This is a genomic window from Mesorhizobium sp. M1217, assembly GCF_040318275.1.
Lineage (GTDB): Bacteria > Pseudomonadota > Alphaproteobacteria > Rhizobiales > Rhizobiaceae > Mesorhizobium.
The window spans coordinates 209,113-227,865 of record NZ_JAMYMA010000003.1; the positions used below are offsets into that span (position 1 = coordinate 209,113).

At 62.3% G+C, this 18,753-nt stretch carries 10 protein-coding genes and 1 pseudogene; 4 read left to right on the plus strand and 7 right to left on the minus strand.

What is annotated here, in order from left to right:
- Positions 1-37: 37 nt before the first annotated feature.
- Genes NKH37_RS06170 through NKH37_RS06200 form a run of 7 tightly spaced genes read right to left on the minus strand, consistent with a single transcriptional unit; the run spans position 38 to position 6,958 of the window.
- Complete coding sequence (locus NKH37_RS06170; RefSeq protein WP_023720285.1) at positions 38-850, minus strand: SDR family NAD(P)-dependent oxidoreductase; 813 nt, start codon at positions 848-850, stop codon at positions 38-40.
- Positions 847-1,848 (minus strand): sugar phosphate isomerase/epimerase family protein, encoded by a 1,002-nt coding sequence (locus NKH37_RS06175; RefSeq protein WP_352640242.1) that lies wholly within the window; start codon positions 1,846-1,848, stop codon positions 847-849. The genes NKH37_RS06170 and NKH37_RS06175 overlap by 4 nt, the downstream gene beginning before the upstream one ends.
- A 37-nt stretch (positions 1,849-1,885) precedes the next feature.
- Positions 1,886-2,659 (minus strand): SDR family NAD(P)-dependent oxidoreductase, encoded by a 774-nt coding sequence (locus NKH37_RS06180; RefSeq protein WP_353040854.1) that lies wholly within the window; start codon positions 2,657-2,659, stop codon positions 1,886-1,888.
- Positions 2,660-2,663: 4 nt separating this feature from the next.
- A complete protein-coding gene (locus NKH37_RS06185; protein WP_023720288.1) occupies positions 2,664-3,761 on the minus strand; it encodes an ABC transporter ATP-binding protein in 1,098 nt (365 codons plus the stop codon).
- 10 nt (positions 3,762-3,771) lie between these two features.
- The gene (locus NKH37_RS06190; protein ID WP_353004800.1) at positions 3,772-4,704 is read right to left on the minus strand and encodes a carbohydrate ABC transporter permease; all 933 of its coding nucleotides are present in this window, start codon (positions 4,702-4,704) and stop codon (positions 3,772-3,774) included.
- On the minus strand, positions 4,697-5,635 hold the full coding sequence (locus tag NKH37_RS06195; protein ID WP_352515695.1) for a carbohydrate ABC transporter permease: 939 nt from the start codon (positions 5,633-5,635) through the stop codon (positions 4,697-4,699). Before NKH37_RS06195 ends, NKH37_RS06190 begins: the two co-directional genes overlap by 8 nt.
- Before the next feature lie 57 nt (positions 5,636-5,692).
- Entirely contained in the window at positions 5,693-6,958 is a 1,266-nt protein-coding gene (locus NKH37_RS06200; RefSeq protein WP_352965034.1) for an ABC transporter substrate-binding protein, read from the minus strand.
- A 143-nt stretch (positions 6,959-7,101) separates the two neighbouring features.
- Here NKH37_RS06200 and NKH37_RS06205 point away from each other — a divergent pair.
- From NKH37_RS06205 to NKH37_RS06220, 4 genes and pseudogenes are all read left to right on the plus strand, one after another.
- Positions 7,102-7,275: pseudogene (locus tag NKH37_RS06205) on the plus strand (ArsR family transcriptional regulator); the annotation flags it as partial.
- Positions 7,276-7,341: 66 nt separating this feature from the next.
- The gene (locus tag NKH37_RS06210; protein WP_353004931.1) at positions 7,342-8,298 is read left to right on the plus strand and encodes an ROK family protein; all 957 of its coding nucleotides are present in this window, start codon (positions 7,342-7,344) and stop codon (positions 8,296-8,298) included.
- 257 nt (positions 8,299-8,555) lie between these two features.
- Entirely contained in the window at positions 8,556-9,293 is a 738-nt protein-coding gene (locus NKH37_RS06215; protein WP_352642734.1) for a 4'-phosphopantetheinyl transferase family protein, read from the plus strand.
- A gap of 272 nt (positions 9,294-9,565) precedes the next feature.
- Positions 9,566-18,733: an SDR family NAD(P)-dependent oxidoreductase gene (locus tag NKH37_RS06220; protein WP_353040856.1), complete on the plus strand. Its 9,168-nt coding sequence runs from the start codon at positions 9,566-9,568 to the stop codon at positions 18,731-18,733.
- The last annotated feature ends 20 nt before the right edge of the window (positions 18,734-18,753 follow it).

Sequence of the window (18,753 nt, forward strand, 5' to 3'; positions counted from 1 at the left end):
GATCAAATACTCATCCGAAACCGGCAATGGTTGCGGCTTAACCTGGAAAGATTGTGAAACCGCCATCGACACGGATTACCTGCCCGTTGATGAAGCGCGCGCGCGGACCGGCGAGGAAGGCCACCGCTTCGGCGATCTCTTCAGGCTCCGCATACCGGTTCAGCGATTTCTTGCTCGAATCCATGCGCTGCGGATCGACCACGCGACTCGCCTGGAACCGTGCCGTCTTGGTGGCGCCAGGGCTTACCGCATTGACGCGTACGCCATCGTCGATCAATTCCTTGGCGAGGCAGCGCGTATAATGGACGACGGCCGCCTTAAGCGTTGAGTAGACCACCTCGGGTGAGCAGCCGATATGCGCTGCCGCCGAGGCGATGTTGATCACCGAGCCCGAGCCCCGCTTGACCATCGGCGGAACGAACGCCTGGCAAACCAACATCGTGCCGATGAGATTGTTCTCAGTTAGAACCTTGATGTCGTCGTAGTCGATGTCGAGTGCGTTGTTGGGACTGGGCTTTACGCCCTTGGCGCCGATGTCGCCGCCGGCGCAGTTGACCAGAATGTGCACGTCGCCGAGGTCCGCCTCGATCTTCCTCTTCATTTCGGCGACAGCTTGCTTGTCGCCTATATTGCCGGTGACCGCGGTCACCCGTGTCCCATGCTTCTCCAAGCCCCGGGCAGAGTCGCCGAGGTCCGCGAATTCACCATATTGAGATGGCCGGGCCCAATCGAGGTCGTGGACCGCGACGTTTGCGCCAAGTTCGGCCAAGCGGTCGGCCATCACGCGGCCGAGGCCGCGTCCCGAGCCGGTGACGAAGGCGGTCAGGCCGCTGAGGTCTCGGGTGGTCATGCTGATCTCTCCATTGCAATGAAACCGAACTTCTTCATATTGGCGGCGCTGCGGCGGATCATGTCGAGCTCATACGAAACGAGCGCGCCGTCATCGTCGCGCTCCCATGGCGTGCGGTAGTCGGCGTCGTCCGCAAGACGGTTCGCGCGCGCAGCACTCAGGCAGGCCGCGAACTCGCGTGCGGTCTTCGGCGCATATCCGTTCCACCAGTCGTCCGTGAGACAGCGAACGTGACGGGCCTCCAGCGCGCCCGGTTCGAGCACCGCCGTCAGCGTGTCGTGGTGCTCGCCAAGGATGGCTGCCAGTTCGCCAAAAGGCACGGCGCCGTCGCCGATCGCGCAGCGGACCAGACGGTAGCCCTCATCCGTGAACTGCACGCGATAGTCCTTGAGGTGAACGTGGCGGACATAGGGTGCGATCCGCTGCGTGAAGGCAAGCGGCGCCTCGCCGACAGGAAAAGTGTTGCCGGTGTCGTAGGTGATGCCGACGCCCGGTCCGCCGAGCTCGCAGAACGCGACCAGTTCGTCGCTGCCGAAGTCCTGATGGTTCTCGATGCCGAGTACCCGGCCCTCGGCCGCCGCACGCGGTCCCCAATCTGTCAACGCAGCGCGGATCGTCGTATTGAACTCACTCCATTTCCGGCCCCAGGCGTTGCGGTCGCCGCACAGGACAGGCGTCAGTGCGATACGGATCGTCGTCGCCTCGAGCAGGCGCGCAGCCCGAAATGCGTTGTCCAGCGGACCTGCCACCAGCAGCCCGCCGCTCACCACGGGGACAATATCGAGCGCACTCATACGCTTGCGCAGCGCGACGATTTCGGCATCCGGCAAGTCGGTCAACCAGGGTTCGTAGATCTCGAGCGTGCGCGCGCCCAGTTCCTGCGCCAGCGCGATGAAGCCTTCCAGTCCCACGCCGTCCGGATTGTGCCGCGGCGTGCCACGGCCCTGCAGTCCGAGATAGTAGGTCAGTCCGTAGGGGTTGAGGCCGAGACGAAGCATCAGCTTGGCGGTTCCAATGGAGGGCGGAGAGGGGTCACTAGCGCAGGCCGGCATCGACGGTGATGGACTGCTTCGTGATCATGCGGCTGTCATCCGCTGCCAGGAAGAGCACGGTCCGTGCAATCTCCTCGCCCAGGAGGACGCGACGGATCAATTGCCGCTGCACCGTCTGGTCGACTGCCTCCTGCGTCTTCAACCACAGCTCGCGCTGCCGCTCGGTCATGACGGCGCCGGGTTCGACTGCATTGACGCGGATGTTGTCGGGTCCGAACGACCGCGCCAACGCACGCGTCAGCGCCACCACAGCCCCTTTGGCGGTGGCGTAGGCCACCATCTGGTCCGCTCCGAAACGCCAGGCAATGGAGGAGAAGTTTATGATCGAGCCGAAGCCGAGTTCCTGCATATGCGGATGCACAGCTTGAGCGGCGAAGAAGTGATGCCGGAGATTGATGTCGAAGCTGCGGTCCCAATATTCGGCCGTCACTGCGTCGATGGGATGGCGCTGATCATTGGCAGCGTTATTCACCAGGACGGCGACCGGACCAAGCCGCGCGCGCACGCCTTCTACCGACGCCTTTAACGCATCGACGTCGGTCACGTCGCAATGGAGATATAAGGGAGCCCGCCCGGCGGCACCGCCGAGCTCGCGCAGCAACGCCTCCGCTGGTTCGTCCTGCACATCGAGAAAGGCTACCCGGGCGCCATTCGAGGCGAAGGCGCGGACCATATCGGCGCCGATGCCGGAGGCGCCGCCGGAGATCAGCACGACCCGATCGGCCAAGCTCGGATAGGTTGCGAATTGTACGGACATCAAATTACAGAAGCGCCTTGGTTGTTGGATCGAACAGGCAGGCGCGCGACATATCGATGCCCAGCGTTATCGTCTCGCCCATGACGGGAGCGTCGTCCGGCTCGAAGCGGCCGGTGATCTCCAGGTCACCCAGCCTGAGCACGGCAAGCGTCTCGGCCCCGGTCGGCTCGACCAGCTCGACCGGCGCCTGCATGGACGCCACAGCAGGTTTGCGCGACTTCAGGTCGGTCGTGAAACGGTAGATGTGTTCCGGCCGGATACCGAGCACGACGTCCTTTGGCGCACCGGCGGGCATCGGCGCAGCAAGGGCAAGGCTGGCGTCGCTGCCGTCAGCGGCGCGTACCGAGATGCTGGTCGAGCCGGTAAGCCGCGCCGGGATGAAATTCATCGCCGGCGATCCCATGAAACCGGCAACGAACATGTTTGTCGGCCGGTCGTAGATCCGCTTCGGCGTGTCGAACTGCTGTACCGAGCCCTGGTTCATCACCGCAATGCGGGATGCAAGCGTCATCGCCTCGACCTGATCGTGGGTGACATACACCGTGGTCTTGCCGACGCGATGGTGGAGCTTCTTGATTTCGGTACGCATGTCGACGCGCAGCTTGGCGTCGAGATTGGACAGGGGCTCGTCGAACAAAAACAGCTTCGGGTCGCGGACGAGGGCACGCCCCATCGCAACGCGCTGCCGCTGGCCGCCCGAGAGCTGGCCAGGCTTGCGTTTAAGCAGCTGTTCGATCTGCAGGAGTGCGGCAACGCGCTGGACAGCTTCCGCTTGCACCGCTTTGGGCACGCCGCGGCTTTCCATGCCGAAGGTGATGTTCTGGCGCACCGTCATCGTGGGATAGAGGGCGTATGACTGGAACACCATCGCAATGTCGCGGTCCTTGGGTTGCACCGAGTTCACCAGCCGGTCGCCGATCCAAATCTCTCCCGACGTGACGGTTTCCAGGCCGGCAATCATGGCGAGCAAGGTTGACTTGCCGCAACCCGACGGACCGACAAGCGCGACGAATTCTCCGGTCTTAGCCTCGAGATTGATGCCGGAAAGAATCTCGAGCGAGCCGTAGCTCTTGTGAAGGTTGCGGATCATCAACGCGGACATGGGCGACGCCTCATTTGATGGCGCCCTGCGTGAGGCCGCGCACGAAGTATTTGCCACCGAACAGATAGATCAGCAGCGGTGGCAACGCGCCGATCAGCACGGCTGCGCTCATCACATCGTAAGCACGTGCGGTCGTGCCGCCGGCCGTGAGCGCGACCAACGCCGCCGTAATCGGCTGCTGCTGGCCCGACGTGAAGACGACGCCGAACAGATACTCGTTCCAGATGCCGGTGAACTGCCAGATGACGGTGACAATCAGAATGGGCGGCGACAGGGGCAGGATGATCTTGCGGAAGATTCGCCAGAAGCCGGCGCCGTCAATGCGCGCCGCCTTGATAAGGTCGTCCGGTATGCTGACGTAGAAATTGCGGCAGAACAGGGTGGTGAACGAGATGCCCTGGACGACGTGGATCAACACCAGCCCATATGTGGAATTGGTCAGGCCGAGCTTGCCGAGCAGGAACGCCCACGGCATCAGCGAAATCTGGCCGGGCATGAATACGCCGAGCAGCATCAGATTGAAGGTCAGTTCGGAACCCCTGAAGCGCCATTTGGAGAGGATGTAGCCGTTCATGGCGCCGAGAATGGTCGAGATGATTGTGGCGGGGATCGTCATCGCCAGCGAGTTGAAGAAATTGCGCTTCATGCCCTCGCAGGTACCGCTGACACAGTAGGATCCCCAGGCCTGCGCCCACGCATCGAACCGGAAGCTGCGAGGTACGGAGATGAGGCCGTTGCGGGCAATCTCCGACTGCTCGCGCAATGAGTTGAAGATCACCACCAGCAACGGCACGAGATAGACCATCGCGAAAAGCGCCAGCACGGCATAGACAAGGAAGCGGCTCCAGAAATGCCGGCGCGTGGCTGCGGCAGCTTCCGGATCAAAGCCGGTCGGATTGGGGCGGGCCGGGTCAAAGCTGGCATTGGGGGCAATTTCAACCATTGCGGCCCTCCGCCCGCCGGCGCCAGACGATCCACAACGAGTACGGCACCAGCACCACCGCGACTGCCGCGAGCATCATCATCGCCGCGGCGGCACCCTCGCCGATTTGCCCGCGCTGGAACATCAGGTCGTAGACATAGATGGCGGGGAAGGTGGTGGACACGCCTGGCCCACCCCGCGTCAACGCCGCCACCAGGTCGAAGGTCTTGATGGCGAATTGTATCTGAATGACCGCCACCGCCAGGAATATCGGGGCGATGGTGGGCAGGATGACCCTGCGATAGGTCCGGAAAACCGACGCGCCGTCGATTTGCGCGGCTTTGACGAGATCCGGATCGACCGACCGCAGACCGGCCAGGAAAAGTGCCATCGCGAAGCCGGACGACTGCCAGATACCGGTTATGATCACCGCATAGATCGCCGTGTTGCGGTTGGCCGTCAGGGCGAAGCTGAAGTCGGTCCAGCCAAGCCCGCGAACGAAGGCCTGGATACCGTCGACAGGGTTATAGAGCCAGCTCCACACCGTACCGGTGACGATGAAGGACACCGCCAACGGATAGAGGAAGATAGTGCGCCAAACCGCCTCGCCGCGGACGCGCTGGTCGATCGCGATCGCGAGCAGCAGGCCAACCGCCATCGAGCCAACGATATAGAAGCCGCTGAACAGGAAGAGATTCGTATAGGCGATGTTCCAGCGCCGGTTTGCCCAGAGCGAAGCGTAATTGTCGAGGCCAACGAACCCATAGGTCGGCAACAGCGACGAATTGGACAGCGAGATGTAGAGCGTCCAGAGCGTGAAGACGAAAACATAGACGAAGCTCGCCGCTATCGACGGCGCCAGCACCAGAATGGGCACCATCGTGCCGAGGCGCTCGCGCCACGGCCGGGTCGTGGCGGCTGCTCCTGGCACAATCAGGTCATGGGTGGACATCGGGCTGCTCCGGCGAGGTCTGGCCGGGCGCTTCGCCCCCGGCCATCATCGGCAGCTTCACTTCTGCGCTTCTGCCGCATCCGCCATGGCATTGGCCGCGTCCTGCGCACTCATATCCGGCGTCGCCACAAACTCGGTGATGGTATCCATCATTGCGCCGCGGACTTTTTGCGGAACCGTCATGTTGTGCGCCATCGAACGGACGAGCGTGCCGGCGGCGATCGAGGCTTGCAGATCCTTTTGCGAGAGTTGCTGGCAGGGATTGAAGCCGTTCGAAAGATCGACGTCGAGGCGGGCCGGGATGGAGCCTTTGGTCTGATTGAAAATGGTCTGGAACTCGGGCGACAGGATGATGCTGGCAAGCAGCTTCTGTCCCTCGATGTAGTCCGGGTCCTTCTGCTTGAAGAACACGACCGAGTCTGAATTCAGGATGAAGCCGGGCTTGCCCCAATCGGTCGGCGCCTGGGCACAGACATAGTCGGCGCCCTCCTTGAAGCCGCCAGCCGTCAGCAGGCCGATCGTCCAGTCGCCCATGATGTGGAAGGCGGCCTCGCCGCGGCCGACCAGATGCGACATGGTATCCCAGTCGCGTCCGTTCATGCCGGGATCCATGTACTTCGAGGTCATGGTGCGGAACTGCTCGAAGGCCTTGACCATGCCGTCGCTGCGCATCGCCTCGACGTCGCCCTCGACGAAAGCCTTCTTGTACAGATCGAGGTCCTGACCGTACACGACAACTTCGAAAACGGTCGAGTCGGTCCAGTCGGCGGTCGAGTGCGAAATGCAGATCTTGCCGCTGGCCACGATCTTGTCGCAGGCGGCGTTGAATTCCGCCCATGTCTTCGGCATCTCGGTGACGCCCGCATCCTTCATGACCTTTGGCGATGCCCACAGCCAGTTGATGCGGTGGATGTTCATCGGCGCCGCCACCCAATTCCCCGTCGGCTTCATCACCGGCAGCAATTCGGGAGCGACGACCTTCTCCCAATTTTCCGCCTTCGCCAGGTCGTCGAGATTAGCTGTCATGCCCGTCTCGTTCCATTCGGCGATCTCGGGGCCTTTGAGCTGTACAGCGGGAGGTGCGTTGCCGGCGATCACATCGGCACGCAGTTTGGCCAATGTGTTGGCTGTATGGCCGGCGATGGAGGTCTGCTGCCAGGTGCCACCCTTGGCGGTAAACATCTCGCCGAGCTTGGCGATAGCCTGGGCGTCCGATCCGGTCGCCCATTGGTGCAAGAGGTTGGTCTTGGGCTCCGCGAGTGCTGCTCCGGTAAGCAAGGTGAAGGCGGTAGCGGCCGCAAAGGCCGTCCTCAGATATTTCATCGTTTCACTCCCATATGTGATGCACGGTTCGTATCGACCGCTTGTGGCCCGCGATTTGAGGTCGTGGCCGGTGAGATGCAGTAATCTCCGTTCTTTCCAAGATGACATATTTGGGCTATCAGTCAACGTCCTTTGTGCTCATCATGAACAAACCTTCGCTTAGAAATTGGCTGATCGACAGGCCGTCCGCGTCGCCGGAGAGCCTGATCGTCCGATGCCTGCGTGAGCGCGGCGTCCTTTCTGCGTCGCAAATTACCCGCATTACCGGTTTGGCGCGGTCGACGGTTTCAACCGCGCTCAATGGCTTGAGAAAATCGGGGATGGTGATCGAATCCTCGGCCCATCATGACGCGGCCAGGGGTATCGGCAGGCCTGCCACGGCATTGACGCTCAATCCCGCTGCGGGCACCTGCGTCGGCATCCATCTGGGCCTCGACGAAATGCGATGCGTCGTCGCCGACGTCTCGCATTCTTTCATTGTCGAACAAACTATCCCCATGGGCCTGGACTACCAGCCGCAGCAGGCGGCGCAGCTCGCCAAGTCAGTAATTGCCCGATGCTATGAAGAGAACGGTCTGCCGATGGCGGGGCTCCTGGGGGTTGGGGTCTCCGTCTCGGGCCCAGTCAGCCGCGAAGGAGTGGTGCTGCGCGCGAGTATCGTTCCGACCTGGGCCGGGGTCAACATCCGCGATGTGTTTGGGCCGACCCTCGAACAGCCGATCTTCGCCGACAATGAGAGCAACTGCTCGGCCATTGCGGAGTTGATGTGGGGTGCGGCCGTCGGCCAAGACGACTTCGTGCTCTTCAAGGTCGATCTGGGCGTCGGCGGGGCCATTGTCCAGCATGGCCGGCTGGTGAGCGGCATCGCCGGCGGCGCCGGCGAATTCGGGCATATCAGCATCGATCCCAGCGGTGACCTTTGCCGGTGCGGCAATCGCGGATGCCTGGAGCTCTATGCCAGCTTTGCCCGGCCGCTCGAGCAGATTTCGCGCATCGTGCGGCGGCCGGTCACGATGGACGACGTGATCATGATGGCCGAGCAGGGCGACGTAAGGGCGCTGCGGATGATCGAGGACACCGCCGAGTTCGCCGGACGTGGGCTCGGCTTGATCGGTTCGGTGCTCAATCCGCCGCTCATTATCATCGGCGGCCGCATGGCCTTGGCGGGCGACATTCTCCTGGCGCCACTGATCGCGTCATATGAACGCCACACGCTCATCAAGTCCCGCGATGTGGCGCCCGCGCTGCGCACGCGGATAATCGTTGGCAAGCACACGGAGAACGATGCATTGCTCGGCGCGGTCGGCCTCGTGCTGCGCCACAACAGCCGACTGCGATGATCCGGCTTCGCATCGATCGGTGCTTTGAGACTCGTTGTTTCACATCGGTGCGCACCCGCAACACGGCCAAGTCCCTCCGGCCGTTGGACTGGTTCACTCTGGCGCGTTAGAGCGTGGCTGATGATGAGCGTGCCGAGAGGTGTTATAAGGGTCGCGTGCGTTTATGGTGTTAACGGGCAAGCTTGGGAGCGGTTGTCAATGCCATATTGCTGCAGCAGGCCAAGCCCCACCCCTCGCCCGGCCGAGAAAACTGCAAGATGAAGCAGAGCGGAGTTGTCTTGCCGCACGGTGGTGGGCGGGTGGTGCCGGCTCTCGGGATCGACGTCCATGTGTGGCGGGTCGCCCTCGATGCTCCCCTTTCGCAGTCGGACCTGGCCGTGCTCAATCCAGCTGAATTGACCAGGGGCGGCCGGTTTGTTTTCGAGCAGGATCAGCGGCGCCATCTGGCAGCTCATGCCGGCTTACGCGGGGTGCTGTCCATTTACACCGGTCGGGCGCCGGGAGAGCTCGATCTGCGGCAGACCCCGCAGGGAAAGCCGTTCCTTGCTGACGGGCGCCTCTCCTTCAATCTTTCGCATTCGGGGGAGCTTGCCCTTGTGGCCGTGGCTGCCGCCGGGCAAGTCGGCGTGGATGTCGAACGCGTCGCCTCGAGGAGCGGGGAGATGTCCATTGCCCGTTCTCTGTTCGCGCCTGGCGAGATCGCACAACTTGAGTCGCTGGCGCCAGAGGCCCGCCGCCTCATGTTCTGCCGGCTTTGGACTTGTCGCGAAGCCGCGCTCAAGGCTGTCGGCGTCGGCCTCTCCGGAGAGGGACTCGAGATAGGGATGGACGGGAGCGGCGAAGCCTATATCCTCTCGCCGCCGCTGGAATTGGTTGAACCCCTCAGGCTCATTGAGTTCCGCCCAAGCGGGCACCACGTGGCCGCTGTCGCCTGGAGTGCACGCGGTCCTCAGGCCGTCGCACGCCGCTTCGATTTCGACTTGGGATTGCCTTGACGCTCCGGAACCGGATCTCGGTGACCCCTGTTGTTGGCGACGAGGATCGAGCGGACGGGTCCTCTTCAAAAGCAATCAGATCGGCTTAATAACTAGTCAAATTAGCCTAAAAAGTAGTCAGATCGGCTTAAATGACACATTTTGCGACAAAAATGCTAGGCTGGTGAATTTTGCTCTTGGACCTTCCGTTGGGACATGCACTTAAAATACGCCGTGACTTAAATGCGCCGGGGTTGGGCAATCCACGGTGTATACTAGGCGGGGGTCTGGGCATGAACATTCATCGTGGGGGCGATGCCCCTCAGCAGGTCATTGAGTCAACACAGCCAATCGCAGTTATCGGGATTGGCTGTCGGTTCCCCGGAGGGATCCAGGACGCGGACTCGTATTGGAACTTTCTCCTGGAGAAGAACTGCGGCATCGTCGATATCCCGGCAGATCGCTGGAATGTCGATGCTTTCTATGATCCGGAGCCCGATGCCCGGGGAAAGATGCGGACGCGCTGGGGTGGTTTTCTTGCCAGCGACGTTTTCGGCTTCGACCCGAGTTTCTTCGACATGTCGCCCCGCGAGGTGACAACGATGGACCCGCAGCAGCGCCTGGCGTTGCAAGTGGCCTTCGAGGCCGTGCAGGATTCCGATCTCACATTGGCTGATCTGCGCCGTGGACGCACCGGCGTGTTCATCGGCATCTCGACCAACGATTTCGCGCAGAACCTGCGCCGCGGACGTGTTGGCGGCGGCGACATCTTTGCCGGCACCGGTTCGGCGTTCTCGATCGCGGCCAACCGAATATCCCACCGTTTCGATCTGAAGGGGCCGAGTATCGCCGTCGACACGGCGTGCTCGTCGGCGCTCGTTGCCATCGACCAGGCAGTGCGCCACCTGAGCACCGGCACCTGTGAAACGGCGCTCGCCGGCGGCGTCAACTGCATGCTCGATCCAGGGCCGTTCATCGCATTCTCCAGCGCCAACATGCTCTCGCCGACCGGCGGTATCTACACCTTCGACGAAAGGGCGGACGGGTTCGTGCGCGGCGAAGGCTGCGGGTTCGTGTTGCTGAAGCTTCTCGACCGGGCAATTGCCGACGGCGACCGGATCTATGGCGTGATCCGTCATTCGATGGTCAATCAGGACGGGTATACGCCGACCCTGACGTCTCCGAGCGGGGAAGCACAGCAAGCGATGCTGGAGGCGCTGGTGGAAGGCGCCTCCATCGATCCGGCCGATGTCGACTATGTCGAGGCCCATGGAACCGGCACGCCGGTCGGCGATCCAATCGAGGCGGCTGCTATCGGCCGCGTATTCGGTGTGAATTCACGCCCAAAACCGGCCTATGTCGGATCGTTCAAGCCCAATCTCGGCCACCTCGAATCGGCGTCCGGCATTGCGGGTTTCATCAAGACGGTGCTGACGGCGGGAAAGGGCATCGTGCTGCCGAACCGGAATTTCGAGCGCCCGAATCCGAGCATTCCGTTCGACGCGCTCAACATCGCTGTGGCAACGAAGCCGACGCCGATCGACCACCACGGCCGGCCGATCCTGGCCGTCGTCAACTCCTTCGGCTTTGGCGGTACCAATGCCTCCATCGCCGTGGAAGGATGGCGGGGGTTGTCCGCCAACGCCAACCGTGCGCCAAGGCCGGTGATAGCCGGCCATCCGATAGCCGTCCCGATCTCGGCCGGCAGCACGGCGGGACTGGAACTGTGGGCCGGCCGTCTAGCCGATGCGCTGGAGCAGGGAGGCTCCCTTGCGGAGACGCCGGTCGAAGACATCACCGCCCATTTGAGCAGCGCGCGCGATAACTTCGCCCAACGGGCTGCGCTCATCGTCGAGCCGGAGCGCGCCGCGCTCCAGACCCAACTGCGCGCATTGGCTAAGGGAGCCGTCGAGCAAAGCGCGGAAGGGCCAACCATCATCACCGGCAGGGCATCCAACCGTCGGCTCGCCATCGCCTTCTCGGGCCAAGGCGGCCAGTGGTGGGCCATGGCGCGCCGCCTGTTGAAGGAAGACCGTGCGTTTCGCCGAACCGCCGAGATGTTCGACGAAGTGCTGCGTCCGATGGTCGGCTGGTCGACCGTCGAGGAGATGCTGCGGGACGAGAAAAAGACCCGCATCAACGATGCCGACGTCACCCAGGCATCCATCTTCACTACGCAGATATCCCTCTACGAACGCTGGATAAAGGCCGGCGTACGGCCTGAGCTTCTGATCGGCCACAGCTTCGGCGAGGTCGCGGCCACTTACGTTTCAGGTATCATCGATATCGAGACGGCGGCTCGCATCATCGCCAAACGCGGCCTCATACCGCTGAAGAGCGAGCGGCGCGGTGCAATGGCCACGATAGGGCTGACGGTTCAGCAACTCGAACCTTTGCTCCCCGGTGACGAAAGCGTCGTCATTGCCGCCTACAACGGCCCGATCGCGCAAACGATTTCCGGCATGGAGGACGCGGTGCTTGGCGTACTGGCCAAGGTCGCGGAAGCCTATCCCGATGCGACGGCCCGCCGGATGACCATGGATTTCGGATGGCACAGCGCGCATCTGGAAGACTGCAAGGAATGGTTCCTCGGCGAACTGGGTCCGGTCGGCTGGAAAGAAGGCCGTCTGCCGATCATCTCGACCGTCACCGGCATATTCGAGACGAAATTCGACGCCGACTACTGGTGGGCCAATTTGCGCCAACCCGTCAGCTTTACCAAGGCATTGGATTTCACCCTCGATTTCGGCATCAATACTTTCCTGGAAATCGGTCCGCACCGCACGCTAACGCCGCTCATCCGAGGCATCTCGCAGGAGCGCGGCGCAGACGCCGCCGCGGTGAACTCGCTCGATCGCAAAACTGACGATTTCTGGACGCTGGCGCGGGCCGAGGGCAGCCTGCATGTTGCCGGCGTCGAATTCGGCCGGCCGAAATCGTCGAGTGGCCACGTGGCCGTTCCCAAGTTACCCTGGAACAACCAGCGCCTGCTGAATACATCCGAGGAAACCAAGAGCTTCCTGTTCGAGGCACCCCGGCACGCACTGCTTGGATGGCGCGACTTCACCGCGGGGCCGTCCTGGACGAACGAAATCACGCTTAGAGGCTTCAAATTCCTGGCTGACCATCGCGTCAGCGGCGATTGCCTGTTCCCGGCCGTCGGTTACATCGAAATCATGGGGGCCGCGCTGCGCGACCATTTCGGATCTGACTCCGTGGAGCTGCGTGATTTCAAACTGTACGAAGCGCTTTCCATCGCAGAGGACGACGTCATATTGTTTACGACGACGTTCGATCCGGTCGGTAGCAGGCTGCGCATCTCCACGCTCCATCGGGGTTCGGACGACGGCTGGAGGACTCGTGCCGAAGCTTATGGCTTCAGCCACAAATATGAACTTGCACCAGCTCCCGCCGACCTCCTGCTGGATCGCCCGAACCTAGTCGAAAAGACGGAATTCTACCGTCTCGCCGAACGGCACGGGCTTGAATACGGTCCCTATTTCCAGTCGGTGAACGCACTCGACATTGTCGGCGACCGCCTAGTTGCCAGGCTGTCGAGCAAGGACCCCACCTTGTCGAAGCAGTATTTCGCCTTCCCCGGATTGCTCGACGCGGTGCTCCAGGCCGGCATCGGCCTGGCTTCGCATCGAGACGGCGTGTGGGTTCCAGGTGAATCGCTGCCGCCGGCTAATGAAGACAAGGCCCAGTATCAGTTGCGCCTGCCAACCGGCGCGCGCAAGATCCTGCTGGGCGCTCCGATGACGCCCGAGGTGATCGTCGACATCCGGCCGGGTCTCGACCCGTACTCAATGCGGTTCAGCGTATTCTCGCCGGAAGGGCAGCCGCTCATCGTTCTCGACAACCTTCAGACAAAGGCGCTGGGCAAGGTCAGGGGCAGCAGGGCCAAGCAGGGTGCCGGCTCGGGCTCCAGTGTTTTTGAGGAGCATTTCGAGAAGCAGGAAGCCAAACCCGCAGCGCCCTCATTGCGTTGCGCCCACTGGTTGGTGGTGGGTGATGGAACGCAGCGCCTCGAAACGACATTGGCTGAGTTGGTTAGCCGTGGAGCGACGGTCGAGGTCGCAAACCCGGCGCCGTTCCTGAACCTCGATGCGGATGAAGCGCTCGCCACGATCCGGGCATTCATGACCAAATCGGGTGGGAAAGGCGGCATCCTGTTCAGCGCCGCCGCCCCCGAAAAACTCGACGACAAAGCAGGCGGGGACGAGCTTCTCGCCAGGATCACGCCTATCGTCCACCAATTAATCACGCTTGGAAAAGTCATCGACCGGCTGCACAGTTCGTCCGAACCGCGGCCCGAACTGGTTGTCGTCACGTCCGGCAGCCGGCTTGTGCAAGGTGACCAGCCGATGAGCCTTTCAGGCCTGAGTGAGAGCGCCTTAATCGGCATTGCTCGCACAATGGCAAACGAGTTCAAAGGTTTGGGCATCCGTCTTATCGATGCGGATCCCACATCGCTGCACTCGGGGGTGAGCATTTCAGGTGCCGTGCTGGAGGAAACCGCAGAGACGGAATTCGTCCTGCGCGGCGCCGAACGCTACGTCCCGCGGTTGGAGCAGCTGGCTTTGCACGAAGTGGCGCCGTTGCGGCGGACGCTGGAGACGGCGCGGGATTCTTCCAACTTCGCCGTCACCATGACGGGGCCTGGTACCATCGACAACATCGTACTGCGCGAAATCGCTGATCCCGAATTGGCTTCGGACGAGGTCATGGTCGAGGTCGCCGCGGTCGGACTGAACTTCCGCGACATTATGGCGGCCACCAGCATCTTGCCGGACGAGTTGGAGAGTGACGAAGCATATTGGCGCAATCTCGGGCTGGAGTTCGCCGGCACCGTCCGCAGGGTCGGCGAACGGGTGACCAACCTCAAGCCCGGCGATCGCATCATGGGTATGGGCAAGGGCTACCTCAGGCGCTTCGCCAAGCTCCGGGCGGATCTCGCCATGCGCGTACCCGACGGCATCGATCTGATCGAGGCCGCGACCCTCCCGACAGCGTTCCTTACCGCTCACTACGCACTCAAACATATCGGCCGATTGGCACAGGACGAAATCGCGCTGATCCATCTGGCTTCGGGTGGTGTCGGCCTCGCCGCCATCCAGGTCGCGCATGATGTGGGGGCTCGAGTCTTCGGCACTGCAGGTAGCGACACAAAACGCGCCTTCCTGAAGAAATGGGGCGTGGACGAGGTCATGAATTCGCGCGCTCTCGATTTCGCCGACGAGGTGCGGTCCCTGACGCGTGGCCGCGGCGTGGACGTGGTGCTGAACGCGCTGTCTGGCAACGGCATCGACAAGAGCCTGGAGTGCCTGGCGCCCTTCGGCCGGATGGTCGAAATCGGCAAGCGCGATCTCGCCGACGACAAGCCGATCGGGCTTCGCTCGCTTTATCGCAACAACGCCTATTCGGTCATCGACCTCTCGACGCTCCCCGTGGAGAGGGAGAGCCTCTTCAGGCAATTGCTGGCGGAGGTCGAGGCAAAGGTTGCCGCCGGCGTCTACAAGCCGCTGGAGGCGACTCGCTTCCCGGCATCGCGCACGGCGGAAGCCATGCGCATGCTTTCGCGAGCGCTGCACATCGGCAAGGTGATCGTCACTTTCGACGAACCTTCCGTGGACATCGAACTTGACCTCGGCGCACAGTTCGCCGTCTCCGCTCGGGCCTCCTACCTCGTCACGGGTGGGCTCAAAGGCTTTGGCGTTGCGATCGCCGATTGGCTCAGTCAGAAAGGCGCGGGGACTATCATCCTTGCCAATCGAAGCGGTGTTCCAGATGCCGAAGCGGCTGTGGCTATCGAGATCATGGAGCAACGCGGCACGCGCATCGTTCGCGCGGCGCTGGACGTGACCGATGCTACCGCCGTTGCCAGGCTGATCGGCGAATATGCTGGGGGTGACGCTCCTCTGCGCGGCATCGTGCATGGCGCCGCGGTGATCGAGGACGCTTTCGTCTCGCAGCTCGATGCAGGCAAGATCGACCGCGTGCTGAGGCCGAAGATAGCCGGCGGGTGGAACTTGCATGTCGCCGTCGTCGAACACGATATCCCACTGGATTTCTTCGTGAATTTCTCTTCGATCGCGCAGGTTATCGGTTCGTCTGGGCAGGCCAACTACACAGCGGCCAACTCTGTTTTGAACGCAATCGCTACGTACCGCAGGGGTCGCAACCTGGCCGGCTCGTCGACCGCTTGGGGCATGATCGCCGGCAGTGGATTCGTTGCCAGGTCGGAAGCAATGACCAACTATCTCGATAGTGTCGGCATCAAGCCGGTTCAGGATTCTGAAGCGGCGGCGGCCCTGTCCTATCTCGTGCGCGCGAGATCGGAGAATCTCGGCTTTGCCAATATCGACTGGGCTGCGATCGCGCGCACGAACCCCGGCGCAGCGACGAATCCGAGGATTTCGCCGCTGCTTGGAGACAGAACCGGAGGGCGCTCTCGCATTCAGGCCGAGCTTGCAGCCGCGCCACGCGAGGCGTGGGACGACCTGCTCGCCGACATGATCCGGCGCGAAGTGGCGAAAGTCCTCAAGGTCGAGGCAAGCGCCTTGGCGGATGACCGCAAGCTCAGTGAGCTAGGTCTCGACTCCCTCTCATCATTCGAGCTGAAAAACCGCGTCGAGGCTCAGGTCGAAGTCGACATCCCTGTCGCCAAGTTCCTGCAAGCGCCGACGATCGCGGGACTGTCGCGCCTCGTCGCTTCCGCTTTCGAGGCGAAGCTGAAGGCGTCCGCCTTGCAGGTCCTGGCCGCACAATCGAGTTCCGATGGCGTTACAGCGCAGGAAGCCTTCCGGCCTCTGGGCCGCCAGGTCGATGCGATGATGCTGGATGGACGGCCGATGTCGTCGGCCGTCGCAAAGGCCGACAATCAGATCCTGGTCGAGACGAGTATTGAGCCCGGCGTGTCGCTGGCTGCGCTTGCGACAAGATTGGCGCGACTGGTCGAGAGACACGATGCGCTCCGGATGACGGGTGCGATATCGGCGTCCGGCGCCGTAGAGATCGGCTTCGAGGCTCAACCTGTTGTTGAAGTGCTTTCGCCGGGCGGTCGTTTGGGCGATGTGGCACTGCCTGGTCCGCTATGGCGGATCGGCGCGTGGCAGCGGCAGGATGGCGGTCACGACCTGCAAATCCGGGCTCATCGCGCGGCTGCCGACATGTTGTCGGTTCACCTTTTGCTCGCGCAGCTTGTGCAAGACGAAGCGGAAGCGGTCGAAGCAGCGCCTAGTTTTGCCGACTATGCGCGCGCAGTTCATCCAGTGCCCGGATCGAGCGAGTATCGTCGCGATTTCGCCTACTGGAAGGAGATCCTTCACCACGCGCCTGCGATCACACCGATCCCCGGCCGCAGTCGTGCCTCGTCTCCCGCCGGTATGGGAACGAACAGGGGCCGTGTCGGGTTGCTGGAAATTACGCTTCCCGCAGCAGCATTCGCGTCGAGATCGGAGTTGCCGGCCGCGCGCTTTCTGACCGCCTATACCAAGGCCTTGGCAAACCGCCTCTCGCTCCAATCAATCGTCGTCGACCGCTGGTATAGCGAGCGCGGTGAGGGAGCACCAAGCGGATTGATAGGCCCCTTGGATGGGTCCTATCCGATTGTCCTGCGAGCCATGAATGAACTCGGTTACGATCTGCTGAGGAAGGTCGAGCGTGCCGACGCAAACGGCCACGCGCATCGGTCAATGGATACGTCGTCCCTGGAACTGGCGCTCGAAGAGGATCTGCGCATCCGCCATGTTTCGCTGCGCCAATTCGGCTTCGCTTTTCTCGACGGCAGCCAAGTTACGGCGCTCGCCGCCTTGGACCATCCTCTCGATGCGATCCCCGCATCCGCGCACGAGATTCAATTGTCCGCAGCGGCAAGCGACGCCGGTGTTGTCTGCCGGCTGAGCGTGGATCTCGACGTCGTCGAAGAAGCAACAGCGCGGTTGCTACTCGATCAGTTTCTGGACGAGCTTTCCTCCGAGTTCGAAACGTCAGGCCGCCTGCTGCCCACCGCAACGGGCTGGAGGCTGCGCGAGTGGTCTGGTCAGCCGAGTGGAAGCCAGGACGTCGAGCGCTCGCCGCTCGACGGCGTGCCCAACGTCGAAAGAGAGATTGCTGTGACCAGCACACAACTGGGGTTACTGCGTTTCCAGGAACATCCAGACGCGACTTCGCATGCGCGTGCCGCATTCATTGTAAGCAAGGAGTTCAAGATCCGGCCGCAGATGGACGCCGATCGTCTCAGACGAGCGATCGAAACGGTCATGGCGCGCCACGAGGTGATGCGTACCCGGTTCTTCCGCAAGGGGGCTAGATACGGCGCGTATCTGGAAAGGACGCCGACCGATTTCTTCAGGATCGAGCAAGTCGCCGACGAGGCCGAAGCGATGGAGCGCGCAACCGAACTCGCGCAGGAAGGCATAGATATCGAGGCGCCGATGTTCCGTGTCACGATCATCCGGTTCGGCTCCGAGAGCGACCTTATCGTCGCCAAGGCACATCATCTCGTCGTTGACGGCTATTCCCTCGGCCTCATCGTCGAGGAGACAGTCAAGGCTTATCTCGGGCTGCCTCTTGATCCGGTGGAAATGAGTATCGACCGGTTCATCCGGGATTTCGACCATGTCGGAAAACCCGGTTCGTTCGAGCGGCGCGACGCATTCCTGCGCAAGGTATTCGTCGAGCCCTTGCCGCAGGTTCCCAATCTCGGGCGCAAGGCGAAAGGCTGGCGGACGAATGTCAATCTGATCGATTGCAGCCTCAGCGAGGACGTGACGCTCTCGATAGCCAGCGACCAGCAGGATGCGCTGCGCAAGCGTGCCAGGGCAGCCGGCACGACGGAAACGGCCATGATCATCGCGGCCTTTGCGCAGACCATCGGGGCGCGCGGCGGCGTGGACGACATGGTGATGCAGGTTCCAGCAGCCTTGCGCCACGACCGGCGGCTGGAGAACTATGTCAATTTCGTCGCCTCGGACGTGCCCGTGCGCGTGCGGCTGTCGCGGTTCGAGACGATCGAAGCGTTAGCCGGTTCGCTCGGAGAAGGGATCGAAGAGGCTATCCATTTCGCGCCCTTCATGGATTCGAACTACTTCGGAGACGTGCATGACGATGTCGTGGCCAAGGGGTCCTATACCTCCCTCTTCGTCGCCGGCACCCAAACAGTCGATAGATGGACACGCGCCACGCAGTCGGCCCCGCTTCAAAGGGCCCATGCCAGTGGCGAGCTTGATCTCGGCATGTTCAAAGTGACGCCCCTGCCTGACATGCGACGAGAAAAACCACGTACCAGCGAGATGGATCTGCGTACCTTTCCGACCGCGAACGGTCTCGGTCTGACCTTGATATTCGACCAATTAGGCTATGACCATGCGGAAGCAGAAGATATCCTAAGGGAAGTCATCGAACGGCTGTTGGCCGGGCAACCGGCGGTCGACGCCGCCGAGCAGGCGGCGATATAGCGATGCGTCGATCCAGGATC

What these genes read in the sequence shown, in the direction of transcription:
- NKH37_RS06170 (WP_023720285.1), bottom strand. Translation starts at nt 850, where the DNA reads ATGACCACCCGAGACCTCAGCGGCCTGACCGCCTTCGTCACCGGCTCG.
- NKH37_RS06190 (WP_353004800.1), bottom strand. Translation starts at nt 4,704, where the DNA reads ATGGTTGAAATTGCCCCCAATGCCAGCTTTGACCCGGCCCGCCCCAAT.
- NKH37_RS06185 (WP_023720288.1), bottom strand. Translation starts at nt 3,761, where the DNA reads ATGTCCGCGTTGATGATCCGCAACCTTCACAAGAGCTACGGCTCGCTC.
- NKH37_RS06195 (WP_352515695.1), bottom strand. Translation starts at nt 5,635, where the DNA reads ATGTCCACCCATGACCTGATTGTGCCAGGAGCAGCCGCCACGACCCGG.
- NKH37_RS06180 (WP_353040854.1), bottom strand. Translation starts at nt 2,659, where the DNA reads ATGTCCGTACAATTCGCAACCTATCCGAGCTTGGCCGATCGGGTCGTG.
- NKH37_RS06215 (WP_352642734.1), top strand. Translation starts at nt 8,556, where the DNA reads ATGAAGCAGAGCGGAGTTGTCTTGCCGCACGGTGGTGGGCGGGTGGTG.
- NKH37_RS06175 (WP_352640242.1), bottom strand. Translation starts at nt 1,848, where the DNA reads ATGCTTCGTCTCGGCCTCAACCCCTACGGACTGACCTACTATCTCGGA.
- NKH37_RS06220 (WP_353040856.1), top strand. Translation starts at nt 9,566, where the DNA reads ATGAACATTCATCGTGGGGGCGATGCCCCTCAGCAGGTCATTGAGTCA.
- NKH37_RS06200 (WP_352965034.1), bottom strand. Translation starts at nt 6,958, where the DNA reads ATGAAATATCTGAGGACGGCCTTTGCGGCCGCTACCGCCTTCACCTTG.